The sequence below is a fragment of the Agromyces luteolus genome, assembly GCF_009729855.1.
Taxonomy (GTDB): Bacteria; Actinomycetota; Actinomycetes; order Actinomycetales; family Microbacteriaceae; genus Agromyces; species Agromyces luteolus.
Genome location: NZ_WODA01000007.1, coordinates 12371 through 31742, shown reverse-complemented (window position 1 = coordinate 31742; position 19372 = coordinate 12371). Strand labels below are relative to the sequence as shown.

Here is a 19372-nt window from a genome sequence, read left to right as displayed (position 1 = left end):
CGTCCGGCCACGGCGGCCGTACGGATGCCGTGGGCGCGACGCTCGCTCCCGAAGCGCTCGGATCCTGGCGGATCCGGGCGCTTCGGTGTTCGCGGTCGGGTCCGCACCGGTCCACCGCCGGTCACGCGGCGCGACGGCCGGCCGGATCCGAACCCGCCGTCGGCTCGGAGAACGCCCACTCCGGCAGCTCCCCGAGGCCGAGGAACCGATGCAGGAGTCCGGCCATCGTGTGCTGCGGGGTCTCGCTGAGCGCACGATCGACGAGGGCACCGGCGGCGGATCCGCGTCCGAGCGTCCAGGCGAGCCATGCCGCGATGCAGATCGCACCGGTGCGGCGGCCGGCCGGAGCGTTGCCGATCGCCGTGCCGAGCACGTCCAGCATCGCCCGCACGCGTTCCACGTCGGGGCGCACGGTCGTGCGTCCGAGCATGAGCCTCGACAGGAAGCCGTCCACGGTCTCCTCCTCGTGCAATCCGGAAGGCGGCGCCGTGCTCGACTGGCGCGGGCCGCCGGAGGCGCGGCCCGCGTCCCGACGGGTGCGGTCGTCCTCGGCGGAGTCGAGCGCGAGCTCGCCGACGACCGGTCCGAAGGCGGCCTGCAGCATCATGGCGTCACGGATCGGCGGTCGCTCCGCGAGCGCGAGCAGCCACGCGAGTTCCTCCGGGCTGCCGTCCGAACGTCCGCCGGCGATGCGCTCGACGAGGACGAGCGGATCCACGGCGTCGCCGAGCGCGCGCTCGACGACGTCGGCGACCGCCTCATCGCCGTCGGGCCCGACGGTTCCCCCTGATGCGGGCAGTCCGTCGAGGATCACGAGGATCACGCCGGCGAGCACCTCGTCCGGTTCGGCGATGGGCACGAGGTCCACCGCGGAGTCGACGAGTCCGGCCGCGAGCTCCGCGACCTCGGTCGGTCCCGCCGACGCGGCGGCGCTCTCCTCGATGAGACGGAGCGGCCGCCCCTCGACCGGCAGGTCGTCGTCGAACAGCGACCCCCAGCCGTTCGGGGCGACCGTCAGCGCGTCGCGGACGACGAAGCCGGCATCGCCGGCACGGCGCACCAGGCATTCGAGGACGCGCCGACTCGGCATCGGGTCGTCGCTGCCGAACCGCCGGTCGCCGTAGGCGACGGGCACGATCCCGTCGACCCTCGGGATCCGGCACAGGGTTCCGAGGAGGGCCGTGACCGTCGCGTCGGCCCGTTCGTCGTCCGGCAGGTCGTGCCGGAGCACCGCGGTCGTCCGGTTGCCGTCGAACGCGACGCAGACGAGCGAGTGAGCGGGCCGATACCCCGCGAGGAGCGGGACCAGGGCGAGGAAGTCGTGCGCCGCAGCGGCGCGGATGATGGTCGTCATGCCGAGCAGCGTGCAGGTCGCGAGGCGGGGTCGGCGGGCGCGGGACGATCCCGAGGCGATGGGCGGGTCCACCCGCCGTGTGGAGGACGGGAGGTCCGGGCGCGACCGAGCCGTCCTCCACAGCGAACGCTCCACCCGCGCGCCGCGCGGTGTCCGATTCCCGCCAGTCGATGACGGATGCCGCGCCTATCCTCGAAGCATGACCTCCCCGTACCTCATCCGATTCTCCAGCCCCGTCGGGCGGATCGAGCTCCAGGCCGACGCCGACGCACTCACGTCGCTCACGATCGAGTCCGACGGAGCGCTGCCGCACGACGACCTCCCCGAGCACACCTCCCCCCTCCTCGAAGCCGCGCGGCTCCAGCTCGAGGAGTACTTCGACGGGGGACGCACGAGCTTCGACGTTCCCGTTCGCCTCGACGGCACGCCGTTCCAGCGCGCGGTGTGGGGCGAGCTCCAGCGCCTCGGATGGGGCGAGGCGACGTCGTACGGCGCCCTCGCCGCAGCGGTCGGCAAGCCCGGCTCGGCCCGGGCGATCGGCGGCGCCGTCGGCGCCAACCCGGTGCCGATCATCGTCGGCTGCCACCGGGTGCTCGCATCCGACGGCCGGATCACGGGCTACTCCGCGGGCGACGGCATCCCGACCAAGCTCTGGCTGCTCGGCCACGAGCAGATCGGCTTCGCCGCGTGACCGGTCCCGCACGGCCCGACCTCGTCGTCGGTGAAGACGGCCTGGCGCGCTGCGCGTGGGGGTCCGCCGATCCGGAGTACCGGCGCTACCACGACGAGGAATGGGGCACTCCGCAACACGATTCCCGCGTGCTGTTCGAGAAGCTCTGCCTCGAGGGATTCCAGGCCGGGCTCTCGTGGATCACGATCCTTCGGCGCCGCCCCGCCTTCCGCGAGGTGTTCCATGGTTTCGACCCCGAGCGAGTCGCCGCGATGACGTCCGACGACGTCGAACGGCTCCTGCACGATGCGCGCATCATCCGCCATCGAGGCAAGATCGAGGCGACGATCTCCAACGCGCAGGCGACGCTCGCGCTCGACGGCACGCTCGCCGAGCTGCTGTGGACCTTCGCGCCGGCGCCGCGGCCGGCACCGCCCGCGAGCTTCACCGAGGTTCCGTCGACGACCGACGAGTCGAGCGCGCTCAGTCGCCGCCTCCGCGCGCTCGGCTTCCGGTTCGTCGGGCCGACGACGATGTACGCGCTCATGCAGGCGATGGGAATGGTCGACGACCACATCGCGGGGTGCCACCGGTCCCGAACCGGTCCCGGACGCGGGAACGACCGGGCCGCAGCACCGATAGGAGCCGCGCACGGCTGATCGCACGGGTCGCGGTCAGGCGACGAGTTCCATCTCCCGAGGCCGCGAAGGCCGCTCGGCGCCGAGGTCGAGCCGGAAGCCCGCGTCGGCGGACCATGCCATCAGGTCGTCCGGAGTCTCCAGCGTCGGGCGCGCCTCGAGCAGGGCGCGCGTGAGGAGCCCCTTCGATCGCTTGTTGAAGTGGTTGAGGGCGCGCCGGCGACCGCCGTCGTCGATCGAGACGACGCGAAGGAAGACCGAATCCGACCGCGCTGGCGCAGGACCGAGTTCCACGTAGGCCTCCGAGCGGAGGTCGACGATGAGTCCGGAGCGCTCGGCGAGCACCGCGCTGATCGGGTCGCGCCAATGCGGCTTGAGGCGGAGCCCCGGGAGGCGCGAGTCGTGCGAGAGCCGGTACGCCGGAATGGGATCGCCGGCCCCGACGAGGCCGAACAGCGCCGAGTGGACCGCGACGTGCTCGGCCGCGTACTCGCGCGCGGCACCGTCGAGGCTCGGAGCGTCGAGGGCGTCGTAGAGGACGCCCGTGTATCGATCGATGGCCGGCATGGTGGGCGAGGTCGGGAGCCGGCGGTTGCGGTCGACCTCCGCTGCCTGGCGCGGGCCGAGCTTGAGCGCCTTCATCATGGCGTCGCCGTCCGCCGCGAGCCCGGAGGTCTCTCGGAGCACCTCGGCGCGAGGCCCTCGCAACGACGGGAACGAGAGCGCATCGAGCGACAACGCGACCGGATCGCCCCCGTCGCGCTTGGTCTCGGACGGCGGCAGCAGGACCAGCACTATGCGGCGATGAAGGCCAGGGCGGCCTCGACGTTCACGCCGAGCGGCTCGACGCTGTCGATGGTCACCCGGGGCAGGGCCGAGGACGGTCCGGTCCACGGGGCGTACCCGTCGAGACTCTGTTCGACCGCGCGCCATGTCGTCTCGTCGAGGTGCGGCAGGTTGCGCTCGCGCTTCTCGAGCCGCTCCTTGTGCACCGACGCGTCGGAGCACACGACCTCGATCACTCGAAGGCGCACGTCCGCGCGCTCGGCGAGGTCGCGCCACTGCAGGCGAGCCGACTCGGCCGCGTTCACCGCGTCCACGATCACGGTACGACCGGAATCGAGTTCCTTCTCGGCGATCTGCTCGGCCACGAGGTAGGCGGCGAGCCCGGTCGGCTGGTCGGCGTCGATCCCGGCCCGCAGGATCGCGGACTCGATCGGATCGACCGACACGACCGTGGCGCCGAGGCGGGCGCCGACGATCTCCCCGATCGTCGATTTGCCCGCGCCCGGCAACCCGGCCATGACGATGAGCTGGGTGACGCTCAGGTCACCGAACTGGCGGTCGAACGGCTGCTCCCCCTGCATCCGCGATCCCTCAGGCGAGGGCGGCGCGGGACGCGACGACCTGCACCGCGTCGGACTGCACCGAGAGGAACCCGTCCTCCGCGTTCGCGGTGATCTTCTCTCCGCCGGGCAGGGTGACGCGCACCTCGCCGCCGGCGAGGATCGCGAGCATCGGCTCGTGACCCGGCAGGATGCCGATCTCGCCTTCGACGGTGCGCGCCACCACCATGGCCGCCTCGCCCGACCAGACTTCCTGGTCGGCCGAGACGACGCTCACGTTGAGGGCGGCCATGCTCAGCCGTTCTCCTTCTGGATCTTCGCCCACTTCTCCTCGACGTCGGAGATCGGGCCCACGTTGAAGAACGCCTGCTCGGCGACGTGGTCGAAGTCGCCGCGGGCGATCGCGTCGAACGACTCGATGGTGTCCTTCAGCGGAACCGTCGAACCCTCGACGCCCGTGAACTTCTTCGCCATGTAGGTGTTCTGCGAGAGGAACTGCTGGATGCGGCGTGCGCGCGACACCGTGATCTTGTCTTCCTCGGAGAGCTCGTCGACACCGAGGATCGCGATGATCTCCTGCAGCTCCTTGTTCTTCTGGAGGATCTGCTTGACGGTCGTCGCGACGCGGTAGTGGTCCTCGCCCAGGTAGCGCGGGTCGAGGATGCGCGAGGTCGAGGTCAGGGGGTCGACCGCCGGGTACAGGCCCTTCGACGCGATCTCACGCGAGAGCTCGGTGGTCGCGTCGAGGTGCGCGAACGTGGTCGCCGGCGCCGGGTCGGTGTAGTCGTCGGCGGGCACGTAGATCGCCTGCAGCGAGGTGATCGAGTGACCACGGGTCGAGGTGATGCGCTCCTGGAGGATGCCCATCTCGTCGGCGAGGTTCGGCTGGTAGCCCACGGCGGAGGGCATGCGGCCGAGCAGCGTCGACACCTCGGAACCCGCCTGCGTGAAGCGGAAGATGTTGTCGATGAAGAGCAGCACGTCCTGCTTCTGCACGTCGCGGAAGTACTCCGCCATCGTGAGCGCCGAGAGCGCGACCCGCAGACGCGTCCCCGGGGGCTCGTCCATCTGGCCGAAGACGAGGGCGGTCTTGTCGAAGACGCCCGCCTCCTCCATCTCGTGGATGAGGTCGTTGCCCTCACGCGTGCGCTCGCCGACACCGGCGAACACGGACACGCCGCCGTGGTCCTGCGCCACGCGCTGGATCATCTCCTGGATGAGGACGGTCTTGCCGACGCCCGCGCCGCCGAAGAGGCCGATCTTGCCACCCTGCACGTACGGCGTGAGGAGGTCGATGACCTTGATGCCGGTCTCGAAGAGCTGCGTCTTCGACTCGAGCTGGTCGAAGCTCGGCGGCTTGCGGTGGATCGGCCAGCGCTCGGTGATCTCGACGGTCTCGCCGGGCTCGCCGTTCAGCACATCGCCGATGACGTTGAAGACCTTGCCCTTGGTGACGTCGCCGACGGGCACCGAGATCGGAGCGCCGGTGTCGTGCACCTCCTGGCCGCGGACGAGGCCGTCGGTCGGCTTCAGCGCGATCGCGCGGACGAGGTCGTCGCCGAGGTGCTGGGCGACCTCGAGCGTCAGCTCCGACGTCTGCTCGCCGATGGTGATCGTGGTCTTCAGCGCGTTGTAGATGTCGGGGATCGAGTCGTGCGGGAACTCGATGTCGACGACGGGGCCGGTGACGCGCGCGATGCGGCCGACGGTGCCCGTCGTGTCCTGGACTGGCGCGATGGCGGTGTCAGTCATGTTGTCTTCCTTCTGGATGAATCTTGGCTACTTGGAGGAGGAGAGCGCGTCCGCTCCACCCACGATTTCTGCGATCTGCTGCGTGATCTCGGACTGCCGGGCCTCGTTGGCCAGTCGCGTGTAGTCGGTGATCAGCTTGTCGGCGTTGTCGGTGGCCGACTTCATCGCCTTCTGCGTGGCCGCGTGCTTCGCGGCGGCCGACTGCAGCATGGCGTTGAAGATGCGGCTCTCGATGTACACCGGGAGCAGTCCGTCGAGGACCGTCTCGGCGTCGGGCTCGAACTCGTAGAGCGGGAAGACCTCGGCCTTGCCCGACGGCGCGACCTCCTCCTCGGCCTCGACGACCTCGAGCGGCAGCAGTCGCGTCACGACCGGCACTTGCGTGATGCGGCTGACGAACCGGTTGTAGACGATGTGGATCTCGTCGACGCCGCCGTCCGCGCTGTCGCGGAGGAATGCCTCGAGCACGGCGTCCGCGACCTCCTTGGCGGTCTCGAACTCGGGGTTGTCGGTGCCGCCGATCCAGCTGCGCTCGTAGTCGCGGCGCCGGAACGAGAAGTACCCGACCGACTTGCGGCCGATCAGGAAGTACACGACCTCCTTGCCCTGGCTGCGCAGCAGCTCGGCGAGCTCCTCCGACTCACGCAGGACCTGCGAGTTGAACGCGCCCGCGAGGCCGCGGTCCGAGGTGAAGATCACGATGGCCGCGCGGTCGACCCGCTCCGGCTCGGTCGTGAGCACGTGCGAGACGTTCGAGTAGCTCGCCACCGCGGACACCGCACGCGTGATCGCGTCGGAGTACGGCGTCGACGCGGCGACGCGCGCCTGCGCCTTCTGGATCCGCGAGGCGGAGATGAGCTCCATCGCTCGCGTGATCTTCTTGGTCGTCTGCGCCGACTTGATCTTCTGGCGGTAGACCCGAAGCTGCGCTCCCATGTTTCTCCTGTGTCCTGGCTTCCTGTTCCCGAGGCTCCCGGTCGGGCCGGTGCGGCCCGACCCCGAGAGCCCCGGGGACGGCGGAATCGACTAGCGGCGACCCTTGACGATCTTCTCCTGGCCGACCTCTTCCTCGTCGATCGCCTCGAACTTCTCGCTGCCGACCGAGGCGAGCGGCTTGCCCTCGCCGGTCTGGAACTCGAGCTTGAACTTGTCGACCTCGGACTCGAGGGTCTCGGCCGTCTCGTCGGAGAGGACGTTGGTCTCGCGGAGGTCCGAGAGCACCGACGTGTTGCGGCCGAGGTAGTCGAGGAACTCGCGCTCGAAGCGCAGGATGTCCTCGACGGGGACCTCGTCGAGCTTGCCGTTGGTGCCGGCCCAGATCGAGACGACCTGCTCCTCGACGGGGTACGGCGAGTACTGCGGCTGCTTGAGCAGCTCGGTCAGGCGCGCGCCGCGCTCGAGCTGACGGCGGCTGGCCGCGTCGAGGTCGGACGCGAACATCGCGAACGCCTCGAGCGAGCGGTACTGGGCGAGCTCGAGCTTGAGCGTTCCCGAGACCTTCTTGATCGACTTGACCTGGGCGTCGCCGCCGACTCGGGAGACCGAGATGCCGACGTCGACCGCCGGACGCTGGTTCGAGTTGAACAGGTCGGACTGCAGGAAGATCTGGCCGTCGGTGATCGAGATCACGTTGGTCGGGATGTACGCCGAGACGTCGTTCGCCTTGGTCTCGATGATCGGCAGGCCGGTCATCGAGCCGGCGCCCAGCTCGTCGGAGAGCTTCGCGCAACGCTCGAGGAGGCGCGAGTGCAGGTAGAAGACGTCGCCGGGGTACGCCTCGCGGCCCGGCGGGCGGCGGAGGAGGAGGGACACGGCGCGGTAGGCCTCGGCCTGCTTCGACAGGTCGTCGAAGATGATCAGGACGTGCTTGCCGTCGTACATCCAGTGCTGGCCGATCGCCGAGCCGGTGTACGGGGCGAGGTACTTGAAGCCCGCGGGGTCGGAGGCCGGCGCGGCGACGATGGTGGTGTAGTCCATCGCGCCCGCGTCCTCGAGCGCGCCTTTGACCGACGCGATCGTCGAGCCCTTCTGGCCGATCGCGACGTAGATGCAGCGGACCTGCTTGGTCGGGTCGCCCGACTCCCAGTTCGCCCTCTGGTTGATGATCGTGTCGATGGCGATGGCGGTCTTGCCGGTCTGGCGGTCGCCGATGATGAGCTGGCGCTGGCCACGGCCGACCGGGATCATCGCGTCGATCGCCTTGATGCCGGTCTGGAGCGGCTCGTGCACCGACTTGCGCTGCATGACGCCCGGAGCCTGGAGCTCGAGCGCACGGCGACCCTCCGTGGCGATCTCGCCGAGACCGTCGATCGGGTTGCCCAGCGGGTCGACGACGCGGCCGAGGTAGCCCTCGCCGACGGGGACCGAGAGGACCTCGCCGGTGCGGGTCACCTCCATGCCCTCCTCGATGCCGGTGAACTCGCCGAGCACGACGACACCGATCTCGTCCTCGTCGAGGTTGAGTGCGAGGCCGAGCGTGCCGTCAGCGAACCTGACGAGCTCGTTCGCCATGACCGAGGGCAGGCCCTCGACGTGGGCGATGCCGTCGGCCGCGTCGGTCACGTACCCGACCTCGGTCTTCTGCGCCGCGCCCGGCTCGTAGTCGCGGGCGAACTCCGAGAGAGCCGAACGGATCTCGTCGGGGCTGATGGAGAGTTCTGCCATTGCCATTTCCTTCTCTGACGGGCCAGGCCCGGGTCTGTACCGCTGGTACAGCTACTGGTGTGTCGCGGCGCAGGACGCCGGTCGTTGTCGTCCGGCGTCAGCCGGCAAGCTTCTGCCTCAGGTCGGTGAGGCGGCTGGCGACGCTGCCGTCGATGACGTCGTCGCCGATCTGCACCCGGACTCCGCCGAGGACCGCGGGGTCCACGATGGCGTCGAAGCGGATGCGGCGGCCGGCCTGGGCCCCGAGCGTGCGCTCGAGGCGGGCGATCTGGTCGTCGGCCAGGGGTGCGGCCGACGTCACCGTGGCGACGTCGAACCCCCGCTGGTCGGCGACGACGGATGCCGCGGAGCGCAGCATCTCGCCGATGCGGCGACCACGGGGCGACTGCACGAGGTGGCGGACGATCAGCGTCGTCGCCGGTGCGGCCTTCGAGCTCAGCAGCCGCTCGACGAGCGCGACCTTCGCCTCGGTGGATCCGAGCTTGGACCCGATGGCCAGCTCGAGCTCGGCGTCGGACGCGACCGTGCGCTGGAACGCGTACAGCTCACCGTCGACCTCCGCGTCGCCCGCGGCATCCGCAGCGACCCGGAAGCCGAGCTCCTCGAGCCCGTCGAGGAAGTCGGCCGAGGAGGACCACCGCTGCGACGACGCGCTCACGAGGAGCGACGCCGCGCCGGGTGCCACCCTGCCGCCGAAGACCCGCCGCACGAGCTCGGACTTCTGGGCGGTGTCGGCCTCGTTGTCGGTGAGGGCGGTCCGCAGTTGCGGGGTGACCGCGATCACCCGGGTCGCGGCGAGGAGGTCGCCGGCCACCGGGAGCTCGGCCCGGCCGATCGCCGCGAGCTCGGCTCGCGTGCCGGCCAGGGCCTCTCTCGTAGCGCTGCCCATGGGTTACTTCTTCCCCCCTGCAGCGGCCTGCTCGGACGCCTCGAGGTCGGCGAGGAAGCGGTCGACCACGGCCTTGGCCTTGGCGTCGTCGGAGAGCGACTCGCCGACGACACCCGACGCGAGGTCGATGGCGATGGTGCCCACCTCGGAGCGGAGCGACACGAGCGCCGACTGGCGCTCGGCCTCGATCTGCGCCTGGGCGCTCGCGTTGATGCGGGCGGCCTCGGTCGACGCCTGCTCCTTGGCCTCGGAGACGATCTTCTTGCCGTCCTCGCGGGCGGTCTCGCGGATCTTGCCCGCCTCGGCGCGCGCGTCGGCGAGCTGGGCGGTGTACTCCTCGAGGGCGGCCTCGGCCTTGCGCTGGGCCTCGTCGGCCTTCGCGATGTTGCCCTCGATCGCCTCGGCGCGCTCGTCGAGCAGCTTCTGCATGCGCGGAAGCGCGTACAGCCAGAAGAAGACGAGGATGATGGCGAAGCAGACCGCCGACCAGACGATGTCGTAGGTCGCCGGCAGCACCGGGTTCTGATTCTCGCCCTCGGTTGCAGCTCTCAGCACTGCGTGAAGCACGTTGGCCTCCTCAGTTGGGACGGGACGATCAGACGAAGATGAAGTAGGTGGCGATACCGATGAAGGCCAGCGCCTCGGTGAAGGCGATGCCGATCCACATCAGGACCTGGAGGCGGCCGGCGAGCTCGGGCTGGCGAGCCACGCCCTCGATGGTCTTGCCGACGACGATGCCCACGCCGATGGCCGGGCCGATGGCGGCGAGGCCGTAGCCGACCGTTGCGATGTTGCCGTTGATCTCAGCGAGAACGGTGGTTGCGTCCACGTTGGGGTTTCCTTTCTTGGGGTTTCTTCGGGCGGGCGCCCTGGCTCAGTGCTCCTCCGCCACCGCGAGCTGGATGTAGACCGCGGTGAGGAGCGTGAAGACGTAGGCCTGCAGGACGGCGACGAGGATCTCGAACAGCGTGAACACGAAGCCGAAGGCCAGCGTTCCGACGCCGAGCAGCGTGTACCAGCCGCCGAGGTTGAAGATGAAGAACTGCGTCGCCGCGAAGAACAGCACGAGCAGCAGGTGGCCGACGATCATGTTCATCATGAGTCGCAGCGTCAGCGTGACGGGGCGGATGACGAACGTCGAGATGAGCTCGATCGGCGTGACGATGATGTACACCGGCCACGGCACGCCCGAGGGGAAGAGCGAGTTCTTGAAGAAGTTCTTGGGGCTCTGCTTGATGCCGGCGTAGATGAACGTGACGTACGACACGATCGCGAGCACGAGCGGGACGCCGATGACCGACGTACCGGCGATGTTCAGTCCCGGGATGATGCCCGTGATGTTCATGAACAGCACCATGAAGAAGATCGTCGTCAGGATCGGCAGGAACCGCTTGCCGTCCTTCTTGCCGAGCAGGTCGTCGGCGACGCCGACGCGGATGAAGTCCAGGCCCATCTCGACGATGCTCTGGAATCGGCCCGGGACGATGCGCATGTTGCGCGTGCCCAACCAGAACACCAGGAGCAGCGCGGCGACGGCCACGAAGCGCACCAGCATGATGCGGTTGATCTCGAAGGCCGTGTCCTCGAACAGGAGCGGGCCGGGGAAGAACTCCTCGATCGACGGCCCGTGGAACTCACCATCATCGGTTGCAGTCGGAACCAGCAGGTTCACAGCGTTAGCTAGCAGCGCTATCTCCTGTTTCGGGGCGTGGAGCGGGGCTCTCGCGTCGACGAACATGGAAACGGTCCGGCACCCATGCCGGAGCAGGGCGGAACCGTGGGGGATCGCCCCTACTGTAGCAAGACTTCGGCGCTCCGCCGAATCGCCACACGCTGTAGAAGTCGGCGCCGACCGGGCAGCATGCCGCTCGGCGCATGCCACGACCGGGACGCCCGCGGACGACGCTCCGCGGCGGTGCCGCGACGGGCGGGCGATCGAAGCGGAGACGGAGCCCCGCCGCATGCGCGGGACGACCGGGAATCCCCGCCGAAGCGGCCCGGAACACGACGACGCCGCCCGTTCGGGCGGCGTCTCCGGTCAGTCGTCGGACGGGGGCGGCGGCAGCTGCGCGTCGCTCGCGTAGGGCAGTCGCGACCGCGCCACCACGAGGACGTCGACCACGAGCGATCCGATCACGCCGGCCACGATCGCCAGGAAGAGGACGACCGGATCGAGCCAGTCCACGCCGCGCAGGAGCACCACCAGCACGATGAACACGATGAACTTCAGCAGCCATCCGCCCAGCACGATGCCGAAGAATGCGCCCACGAAGACGTCGGAGCCGGCGAAGCGGTTCGCGAGCAGGATGCTCGCCCCCGTGATCCCCATGAACACCACGGCGAGGAGCGTGCCGAGGAGCGCGCTCACGAGGCCCTCGGTGCCGGCGAAGACGAGGCCGAAGATGCCGCCCACGACGGCGATGCCGCCGGCGATCGCCGCCCCCCAGTTCAGGGCGCGGCGGAGCACCGGGTTCGAGGTCGGCGTGCGGTCGGCGGGGTCGCGGGGCGAGGTGGTCATCGGGCTCCTGTCGGATGTTCGCCCGGGGTCGGGCGATCGGGGACGGGTCGGGGGTCGGAGTCGTCGTCGCGGAGGGGGTCGACGGCCGCGAGCTCGTCCATGCCGGACGCGGAGGTGCTGCCGGCGGCATCCGCCTCGGCCGCCACGGTCTGGCGCTTGCGCCGGCCGAGGGGGGCCAGCGTGAGTGCGGCGAGGATGACGAACCCGACGCCGATGAAGAGGAACGCCCAACCGGAGTCGATGCCGAAGTAGACGGGCAGGACGAACGCGAGCAGGCAGCCGAACGAGGCGACCGCGGTCCAGCCGTAGAAGATCAGCACCGCGTGCAGGTGCGAGTGCCCCATGTCGAGCAGGCGGTGGTGCAGGTGCTTGCGGTCGGCCGCGAAGGGCGACTTGCCGGCCCGGAGGCGGCGCACGACCGCGAGTCCGAAGTCGAGCAGCGGGATCAGCAGCACCGCGAACGGGATGATGATCGGGATGAACGCCGGGAACAGCTCGTCGGTGCCGAGCTGCGACGGGTCGACCTGGCCGGTCACGGCGATCGCGGACGTCGCCATCAGGAGGCCGACGAGCAGCGCTCCGGCATCGCCCATGAAGAGCTTCGCCCGGTGCCAGTTGAGCGGCAGGAAGCCCGCGCACGCGCCGACGACGACGACGGCGAGCAGCGACGCGAGGTTGAAGTAGTTCGTCGGCGAGGTCTGCTGCACGAGCAGGTACGAGTAGAGGAAGAACACGCCGCTCGAGATGAGGGCGACCCCGGCGACGAGCCCGTCGAGCCCGTCGATGAAGTTGATCGCGTTCATCACGAGCACGATCGTGAAGACGGTCACGGTCGCGCTCATCCACGACGAGCCCACCGTGATGCCGCCGTCGGGCGCGCCGATCGGCAGCGAGACGATCGAGACGCCCTGCCACGCGATCACGCCGGCCGCGATGAACTGCCCGGCGAGCTTGGTCAGCCAGTCGAGGTCCCAGATGTCGTCCGCGACGCCGATCGCCACGATGAGTCCCGCCGCGAGGAGGATCGCGAGCACCTGGAACGGATCCTGGAACACGATCCGCAGGTTCGCGAAGCGGGCGATGCCGAGCGAGGAGATCCAGGCCGCGGCCGCGAAGCCGACGAGGATCCCGAGGAACATCGCGATGCCGCCGAGCCGCGGCGTCGGCCGCGTGTGCACGTCGCGCTCGCGGATCTTCGGATAGAGCCGGTACTTGAGGCTCAGCTTCCAGACCACCAGCGAGCCGGCGAACGTCACCACCGCGGTGACGAGCGCGAGCAGGACGAACAGGGTCATGAGGCGGCGGGGTCCGTCCGCTCGGTCGGTGCGGGGGCATCGTCGTCGGATGCCTCGGGCTCGGCGCCCTCCGCCGGGGCGGGCGCCGCGCCGTCGACCGGGGCGAGCAGCTCCTCCCCCACGACCTCGGCGATCCGCTCGCGCGAGATCACGCCCGCACGGACGATTCGGAGCACACCGGTGCCATCGGCGGCGAGGCCGGTCGCGTCGACGATCGTCGACGACGTGTCGCCCGGCCGCTCGCCGATCGCCTCGTAGCCGGTGCCCGCGGCGCCGCCGTCGAGGTAGACGGAGACCCGATCGCCGAGCATGTCGGCGGCCTCGTCCGCAGTGCTGGCCGACGGCATGCCCGACAGGTTCGCCGACGACACGGCCAGCGGCCCGGTCTCGGAGAGCAGCTCGAGCGCGATCCGGTGGTCGGGCATGCGCAGCGCGACCGTGCCGCGGGTCTCACCGAGGTCCCAGTGCAGCGACGGCTGCGCGCGCAGGATCACGGTCAGGCCACCCGGCCAGAACTCCGCGACGAGCGCGCGCACGGCGTCGGGCACCTCGGCCGCGAGCGCGTCGAGCGTGGGGATGCCCGGCACGAGCACGGGCGGCGGCGAGGTGCGCTCGCGCCCCTTCGCATCGAGCAGTCGCTGGACGGCCGCCGCGCTGAAGGCGTCGGCGGCGACGCCGTAGACGGTGTCGGTGGGGATGACGACGAGCTCGCCGCTGCCGATGGCGCGACGGGCCAGGCGCATGCCGGCGAGGAGCTCGGACTCGACCGAGCAGTCGTGGATGAGTGTCATGACCGCTCGATTCTAGACGTGACGGGGCGGTCGGGGCTGGGCGTGTCGGATGCCGCGGGGCGGGCCGGCCCCGCGACATCCGCTCGCCTGCGCCCGCCGCTCAGCGGCGACGCGCCCTGCGCCGGAACAGCCGGCCGCCCCACACGGCCGCGATGGCGACGAACAGGACGCACCAGCCGACCGCCCACCAGGCCGCGTCGCCCATGAGCGTGCCCGTGAGGAGGCTCCGGATGGCCTCGATGACGGGCGTGATGGGCTGGTGCTCGGCGAACCACGCGAGCCAGTCGGGCAGCGTGTCGACCGGCACGAACGCGCTCGAGAGGTACGGCAGGAACAGCAGGATGAAGCCGTAGGCGTTCGCCGCGTCCGGACTCGATGCCGCGAGGCCGATCGCCGCGAACAGCGACGTGATCGCGAGGATGTAGAGCGCGATGAGGGCGACCGCGGCGAGCCACTCCGCCGGCGTCGCGGTCGGCCGGAAGCCGACGAGGAGCGCGACGCCGATCACGACGCCCGTCGCGAAGAGGTTCCGCAGCACGCTCGCGACGACGTGACCGGTCAGCACCGCGCTCGCTCGCATCGGCATCGTGCGGAAGCGGTCGATGATGCCGGTGGTCATGTCACGGGCGACGTAGAGCGCCGTCGAGCTCGCCCCGAATCCCGCGCAGAGCAGGATGATGCCGGGAACGACGTAGTCGACGTACCCGCCGGACGGGTCGAGCGCACCGCCGAAGACGAACGTGAACAGGAGCATGAGCAGGGTCGGCAGCAGCACGGCCATGAGGAGCGCCTCCGTGTCGCGGAGGGAGTGCGTGATGCTGCGGCGGATGAGGACCGCCTCGGCGGTCAGCCCGCGCGGCCGCATTCGAAGCGCAGGAGGCGCGGGTGCGGGCGCGGACGGCCCGGTGACGGCGTCGATCAGCGTTGACATGGTCATCCCTTCGATCCGATGAGGTCGGCCCGTCGCGCCGGCTCGGCCGGGCCCGACGTGATAGCGAGGAAGACGTCGTCGAGACTGGGCCGGCGGATGGCGACCCGGGCGCCGTCGGCGGTGGACGCCGCGGTCCGGTCGAACTCGTCGACCGCGGCGCGGAGTCCGTGGACCGTCCCGTCGGTCGACCGTTCGGCGAGCACCTCGTCGTCCGGCCCGAGGAGCTGGACGACCTCGCCGCCGACGCGCGCCTTGAGCTCCGACGCGGTGCCCTCGGCGGCGATCCGGCCGCGGTCGAGCACGGCGATGCGGTCGGCGAGCCGGTCGGCCTCCTCGAGGTACTGCGTGGTGAGGAACACGGTCGCGCCCGCGTCGGCGACCTCGCGGACGACGCGCCAGAGCTCGCCGCGGCTGCGGGTGTCGAGCCCGGTGGTCGGCTCGTCGAGGAAGATGACGCGGGTCGGGACGACGAGGCTCAGGGCGAGGTCGAGCCGCCGCCGCATGCCCCCGGAGTAGCCGGAAACCGGGCGCGCCGCGGCGTCCGCCAGGTCGAACCGCTCGAGCAGTTCGTCGGCTCGCGCCCGACCCGCGCGGCGCCCGAGCCCCGAGAGCCGCGCGAGCATGACGAGGTTCTCGCGGCCGGTGAGCACCTGGTCGACGGCGGCGGACTGGCCGGTGAGGCTGATGCGGGCTCGGACCCCGTCGGGGTCGCGCCGCACGTCGGCGCCCGCGACCACGGCCGTTCCGGCGTCGGGTCGCACGAGGGTCGTGAAGATGTCGATGGTCGTGGTCTTGCCGGCGCCGTTCGGCCCGAGGAGGCCGAACACGCTCCCGGCGGCGACGGCGAGGTCGAGGTCCCGCAGGACCTCCACGCGGCGGAACCGCTTGGCGATCCCGTGCGCCTCGATCGCGATGGTCATGGCTGCGCCCTTCCGGTGTACGAGGTAAACTGTGTATGTCATCCACAGTGGTTTAAGTAATACACAGTTCTATGCTGGTCGCAAGCATCTCGCGTGGATTGGAGGCGGATGGCTCCCGAGAACCCCGTCGAGCCCGAACTGCCGCGCGGCGTCGCCCTCGCGTGGGGCGTGGCCGCGAACCCGCAGCGCGGGCCCAAGCGCGAGCTGAGCATCGAGCGGATCGTCGACGCCGCCGTCGAGCTCGCCGACGCCGAGGGGCTCGCGGCGGTCTCGATGAGCCGGGTCGCGCAGTCCCTCGGGTACACGACGATGTCGCTCTACCGGTACGTCACGGCGAAGGACGACCTGCTCGTGCTCATGCAGGAGCAGGGCATCGGACTCCCGCCCGAGCCCGAGGCCGGGCTCGACGACGCCGACTGGCGCGAGCGGCTCCGTGCGCTCGGCCGCGCCCAGGTCGACGTGCACCGCGCGCACCCGTGGCTCCTCGACATCCCCATCCAGGGCACGCCGATCACCCCGAACAACCTCGCCTGGATGGACGCGATGCTCGACGCGCTCGCGGCCGCACCGCTCGACGAGGACGAGCGCGTGGCGATCATCCTGCTCGTCACCGGTCAGCTCCGCTGGCAGTCGACGATCGAGCGCTCCTACGAGGTCGCGGCGGGCGCGGCGGGCATCGACCCGCAGGCGATCGACGACGGCCGGTCGGCCGTGCTCGACGCCTTCGTCACCGCCGAGGAGTTCCCGGCGCTCCGGCGCGCGGTCGATGCGGGTGTCTTCCGCGAGGGCGAGGACCCGTTCGCGTTCGGTCTCGAGCGCGTGCTCGACGGCGTCGCGGAGTACATCGCGCGGCGCGCGGACGGCGAACGACCCGCTCCCCCGCCCGTGGCGCGCGAGACGCCCGAGGTCGCCGCCGACAAGAAGGTCCGAGAGGCGAGGAAGTCGGTGCGCGAGGCCGAGAAGCGGGTCCGCGACGCGCGCAGGCTCGAACGGCAGGCCGTCCGCGAGGCGCGCGCCCGGCACTCCGCCGACTGACGGGGCGGATGCCGCGGGCTCAGCGCCGGGCGGTCGTCACCCGGTCGCGCCCGGTGAGGTCCCGGTGGTGCGCGACGGCGTGCCATCCGTCGGCCTTCAGGATCGCCGCGATCTCGGCGGACTGGGTCTCGCCGTGCTCGATCATGAGCGCACCGCCCGGGTGCAGGAGGACGAGCGCCCGACGCGACAGGACGCGCACGACGTCGAGCCCGTCGGGTCCGCCGTAGAGGGCGTGCTCCGGGTCGTGCAGGCGCACCTCGGGGTCGCGCGGGATGGCGTCGTCGGGGATGTAGGGCGGGTTCGACGCGACGACGGCGACGTGGCCTGCGAGCTCGGGCAGCGCCTCCGCGAGGTCGCCGAAGACGAGCTCGAGGTTGGGCGCGGCGACCTCGTCGACGTTGCGCCGTGTCCACGGGAACGCCTCGGGCGAGTTCTCGACCGCACGGACGCGTGCGTGCGGGACCTCGGTGGCCATCGACAGGGCGATCGCGCCGCTGCCGGAGCCGAGGTCGACGCCGATCGGCTCGGGTTCGGCCGCCGCGCGCAGGGCGTCGATCGCGAGCTGTGCGAGCAGCTCGGTCTCCGGACGCGGGACGAAGACGCCCGGCCCGACGGCCAGCTCGAGCGATCGGAACGCGGCCCGCCCGGTCAGGTGCTGCAGCGGCTCGCGACGAGCGCGGCGGGCGACGAGGAGGTCGAGCGCGGCGGCATCCGTCGTCGACAGCATGTCGCCGATCACCAGTCGCGCGTGCACCTCGCCGCGCGAGAGACCGAGCACGTGGCCCATCAGGAGATCGGCGTCGACCTCGGCGTCGGCGATGCCCGCGGCGCGCAACGTGCCGACCGTCGCGTCGCGCACGTCGCGGAGTCGTCGGGACGCCGGCTCGTCGGGTGTCGCATTCACGCAATGGAATGTAACCCACTCCCGGCGGGTTCCCACCGTCCGTATGCTGGTGCGCGGCACGACGCCGCCGTCACGAGAGGGAACGAGATCATGGCCCAGGTCTACGAGAACATCACCGACGTCTTCGGGCGCACCCCGCTCGTGAAGCTGAACCGCGTGACGGATGGCGCCGGCGCGACCGTGCTCGCCAAGCTCGAGTTCTACAATCCCTCGGCGAGCGTGAAGGACCGGCTGGGCATCGGCATCGTCGACGCCGCCGAGGCCGACGGCTCGCTGAAGCCCGGCGGCACGATCGTCGAGGGCACGAGCGGCAACACCGGCATCGCGCTCGCCATGATCGGCGCCGCACGCGGCTACCGGGTCGTCATCGCGATGCCCGAGACCATGTCGAAGGAGCGCCGCGCGCTGCTGCGCGCCTACGGCGCGGAACTCGTGCTCACCCCGGGCGCGGAGGGCATGAAGGGCGCGGTCGCGCGGGCCGAGCAGATCGCCGCCGAGACCCCCGGCGCGGTGCTCGCGCGCCAGTTCGAGAACCAGGCGAACGTCGAGATCCACCGCCGCACCACTGCGGAGGAGGTCTGGGACGACACCGACGGCGGCGTCGACATCTTCGTCTCGGGCATCGGCACGGGCGGCACGCTCTCCGGCGTCGGCCAGGTCCTGAAGGAGCGCAAGCCCGAGGTGCAGATCGTCGGCGTCGAGCCGCTCGAGTCGCCGATCCTCAACGGCGGCCAGCCCGGCCCGCACAAGATCCAGGGCATCGGGGCGAACTTCGTGCCCGCGATCCTCGACCGCGAGGTCTACGACGAGATCATCGACGTGAACATCGACCAGGCCGTCGCGACCGCGCGCCGCCTCGGCGTCGAGGAGGGCATCCTGGGGGGCATCTCCTCCGGCGCCACGGTGCACGCGGCCACCCAGCTCGCGCAGCGGCCCGAGAACGCCGGCAAGACCATCGTCGTGATCGCCGCGAGCTACGGCGAGCGGTACCTCTCGACGGTGCTCTACGAGGGCCTGCTCGACTAGTCGCCGCCGGCGATCTGGTTGACTTGACGAGTGGGAATCCTCGGCCGCCTCAGGGAAGACATCGCGACGGCACGTTCCCACGACCCCGCCGCACGCAGTCGCATCGAGATCGTCCTCGCCTACTCGGGCCTGCACGCGATCTGGGCGCACCGGCTCGCGCACCGCATGTGGCGGGCGCCGCTCCTCCGGCTGCCGGCGCGCGTCGTGTCGCAGCTGGTGCGCTTCCTCACGGGCATCGAGATCCACCCGGGCGCGACGATCGGCCGTCGGTTCTTCATCGACCACGGCATGGGCGTCGTGATCGGCGAGACCGCGGTCGTCGGCGACGACGTCATGCTGTACCACGGCGTCACGCTCGGCGGGAAGGCGCCCCGCGGCGCCCCGCGCGGCGCGAAGCGCCACCCCACGCTCGGCGACGGCGTCACGGTCGGCGCGGGAGCGAAGGTGCTCGGCGACATCGAGATCGGCGCCGGCAGCGCGATCGGCGCGAACGCGGTGGTGACGAGGGGTGCTCCCCCGCACTCGCTGCTCGTCGGGATCCCGGCGGTCGCCAAGCCGCTCTCGCCGGCGACGGCGGATGCCGCCCGCGGCATGCACGACTGGCACGTCGACTTCCACATCTGAGGTCGACGAGACGGA

22 protein-coding genes are annotated in these 19372 nt (G+C 70.9%); 5 read left to right on the top strand and 17 right to left on the bottom strand.

Annotation, left to right across the window (positions count from 1 at the left end; genetic code table 11):
• Positions 1-121: 121 nt before the first annotated feature.
• Complete coding sequence (locus GLX25_RS05010; RefSeq protein ID WP_155841228.1) at positions 122-1354, bottom strand: DUF4192 family protein; 1233 nt, start codon at positions 1352-1354, stop codon at positions 122-124.
• Positions 1355-1553: 199 nt separating this feature from the next.
• On the opposite strand from GLX25_RS05010, the gene GLX25_RS05005 reads away from it, so the two are divergent.
• Both GLX25_RS05005 and GLX25_RS05000 read left to right on the top strand, forming a co-directional pair.
• Positions 1554-2045, top strand: a complete 492-nt coding sequence (locus GLX25_RS05005; RefSeq protein WP_155841227.1) for a methylated-DNA--[protein]-cysteine S-methyltransferase — start codon at positions 1554-1556, stop codon at positions 2043-2045.
• A complete protein-coding gene (locus GLX25_RS05000; protein WP_166548458.1) occupies positions 2042-2683 on the top strand; it encodes a DNA-3-methyladenine glycosylase I in 642 nt (213 codons plus the stop codon). The genes GLX25_RS05005 and GLX25_RS05000 overlap by 4 nt, the downstream gene beginning before the upstream one ends.
• Positions 2684-2698: 15 nt before the next feature.
• Here the strand turns inward: GLX25_RS05000 and GLX25_RS04995 are convergent, their stop codons facing one another.
• From GLX25_RS04995 to GLX25_RS04925, 15 genes are all read right to left on the bottom strand, one after another.
• A complete protein-coding gene (locus tag GLX25_RS04995) occupies positions 2699-3457 on the bottom strand; it encodes a YaaA family protein (protein WP_166548457.1) in 759 nt (252 codons plus the stop codon).
• Complete coding sequence (locus GLX25_RS04990; protein ID WP_155841226.1) at positions 3457-4029, bottom strand: P-loop nucleotide/nucleoside kinase family protein; 573 nt, start codon at positions 4027-4029, stop codon at positions 3457-3459. The genes GLX25_RS04995 and GLX25_RS04990 overlap by 1 nt, the downstream gene beginning before the upstream one ends.
• 10 nt (positions 4030-4039) lie before the next feature.
• A complete protein-coding gene (locus GLX25_RS04985) occupies positions 4040-4300 on the bottom strand; it encodes a F0F1 ATP synthase subunit epsilon (RefSeq protein ID WP_067947101.1) in 261 nt (86 codons plus the stop codon).
• A 2-nt stretch (positions 4301-4302) separates the two neighbouring features.
• Positions 4303-5760 carry a F0F1 ATP synthase subunit beta gene (gene atpD, locus GLX25_RS04980; RefSeq protein ID WP_155841225.1) on the bottom strand — a complete coding sequence of 486 codons (1458 nt, stop codon included), beginning with the start codon at positions 5758-5760 and terminating at the stop codon, positions 4303-4305.
• A gap of 27 nt (positions 5761-5787) precedes the next feature.
• Complete coding sequence (locus tag GLX25_RS04975; RefSeq protein WP_155841222.1) at positions 5788-6696, bottom strand: F0F1 ATP synthase subunit gamma; 909 nt, start codon at positions 6694-6696, stop codon at positions 5788-5790.
• Positions 6697-6786: 90 nt separating this feature from the next.
• Entirely contained in the window at positions 6787-8424 is a 1638-nt protein-coding gene (gene atpA / locus GLX25_RS04970; RefSeq protein WP_155841220.1) for a F0F1 ATP synthase subunit alpha, read from the bottom strand.
• A 97-nt stretch (positions 8425-8521) separates the two neighbouring features.
• Complete coding sequence (locus GLX25_RS04965) at positions 8522-9313, bottom strand: F0F1 ATP synthase subunit delta (RefSeq protein WP_155841218.1); 792 nt, start codon at positions 9311-9313, stop codon at positions 8522-8524.
• 3 nt (positions 9314-9316) lie between these two features.
• Positions 9317-9880 carry a F0F1 ATP synthase subunit B gene (locus tag GLX25_RS04960; protein WP_166548456.1) on the bottom strand — a complete coding sequence of 188 codons (564 nt, stop codon included), beginning with the start codon at positions 9878-9880 and terminating at the stop codon, positions 9317-9319.
• Between the two features lie 28 nt (positions 9881-9908).
• Positions 9909-10142 (bottom strand): ATP synthase F0 subunit C, encoded by a 234-nt coding sequence (gene atpE, locus GLX25_RS04955; RefSeq protein WP_022888426.1) that lies wholly within the window; start codon positions 10140-10142, stop codon positions 9909-9911.
• Between the two features lie 45 nt (positions 10143-10187).
• Positions 10188-10985 carry a F0F1 ATP synthase subunit A gene (gene atpB, locus GLX25_RS04950; RefSeq protein WP_166548455.1) on the bottom strand — a complete coding sequence of 266 codons (798 nt, stop codon included), beginning with the start codon at positions 10983-10985 and terminating at the stop codon, positions 10188-10190.
• Between the two features lie 366 nt (positions 10986-11351).
• Positions 11352-11831: a Cg1360 family ATP-synthase-associated protein gene (locus GLX25_RS04945; RefSeq protein WP_155841214.1), complete on the bottom strand. Its 480-nt coding sequence runs from the start codon at positions 11829-11831 to the stop codon at positions 11352-11354.
• Positions 11828-13126 (bottom strand): MraY family glycosyltransferase, encoded by a 1299-nt coding sequence (locus tag GLX25_RS04940; RefSeq protein WP_155841212.1) that lies wholly within the window; start codon positions 13124-13126, stop codon positions 11828-11830. Before GLX25_RS04940 ends, GLX25_RS04945 begins: the two co-directional genes overlap by 4 nt.
• Positions 13123-13917 carry an L-threonylcarbamoyladenylate synthase gene (locus GLX25_RS04935; RefSeq protein ID WP_155841210.1) on the bottom strand — a complete coding sequence of 265 codons (795 nt, stop codon included), beginning with the start codon at positions 13915-13917 and terminating at the stop codon, positions 13123-13125. The genes GLX25_RS04940 and GLX25_RS04935 overlap by 4 nt, the downstream gene beginning before the upstream one ends.
• Positions 13918-14017: 100 nt before the next feature.
• On the bottom strand, positions 14018-14854 hold the full coding sequence (locus tag GLX25_RS04930) for an ABC transporter permease (RefSeq protein ID WP_155841208.1): 837 nt from the start codon (positions 14852-14854) through the stop codon (positions 14018-14020).
• On the bottom strand, positions 14851-15768 hold the full coding sequence (locus GLX25_RS04925; protein ID WP_155841206.1) for an ATP-binding cassette domain-containing protein: 918 nt from the start codon (positions 15766-15768) through the stop codon (positions 14851-14853). Before GLX25_RS04925 ends, GLX25_RS04930 begins: the two co-directional genes overlap by 4 nt.
• A gap of 108 nt (positions 15769-15876) precedes the next feature.
• Here GLX25_RS04925 and GLX25_RS04920 point away from each other — a divergent pair, with 108 nt between their 5' ends.
• Complete coding sequence (locus tag GLX25_RS04920) at positions 15877-16803, top strand: TetR/AcrR family transcriptional regulator (protein WP_155841204.1); 927 nt, start codon at positions 15877-15879, stop codon at positions 16801-16803.
• 19 nt (positions 16804-16822) lie between these two features.
• Here the strand turns inward: GLX25_RS04920 and prmC are convergent, their stop codons facing one another.
• A complete protein-coding gene (gene prmC, locus GLX25_RS04915) occupies positions 16823-17662 on the bottom strand; it encodes a peptide chain release factor N(5)-glutamine methyltransferase (RefSeq protein ID WP_271192565.1) in 840 nt (279 codons plus the stop codon).
• Between the two features lie 135 nt (positions 17663-17797).
• Here prmC and cysK point away from each other — a divergent pair, with 135 nt between their 5' ends.
• Both cysK and epsC read left to right on the top strand, forming a co-directional pair.
• Entirely contained in the window at positions 17798-18733 is a 936-nt protein-coding gene (gene cysK / locus GLX25_RS04910; protein WP_155841201.1) for a cysteine synthase A, read from the top strand.
• A gap of 30 nt (positions 18734-18763) precedes the next feature.
• Complete coding sequence (gene epsC / locus GLX25_RS04905; RefSeq protein ID WP_166548453.1) at positions 18764-19357, top strand: serine O-acetyltransferase EpsC; 594 nt, start codon at positions 18764-18766, stop codon at positions 19355-19357.
• The last annotated feature ends 15 nt before the right edge of the window (positions 19358-19372 follow it).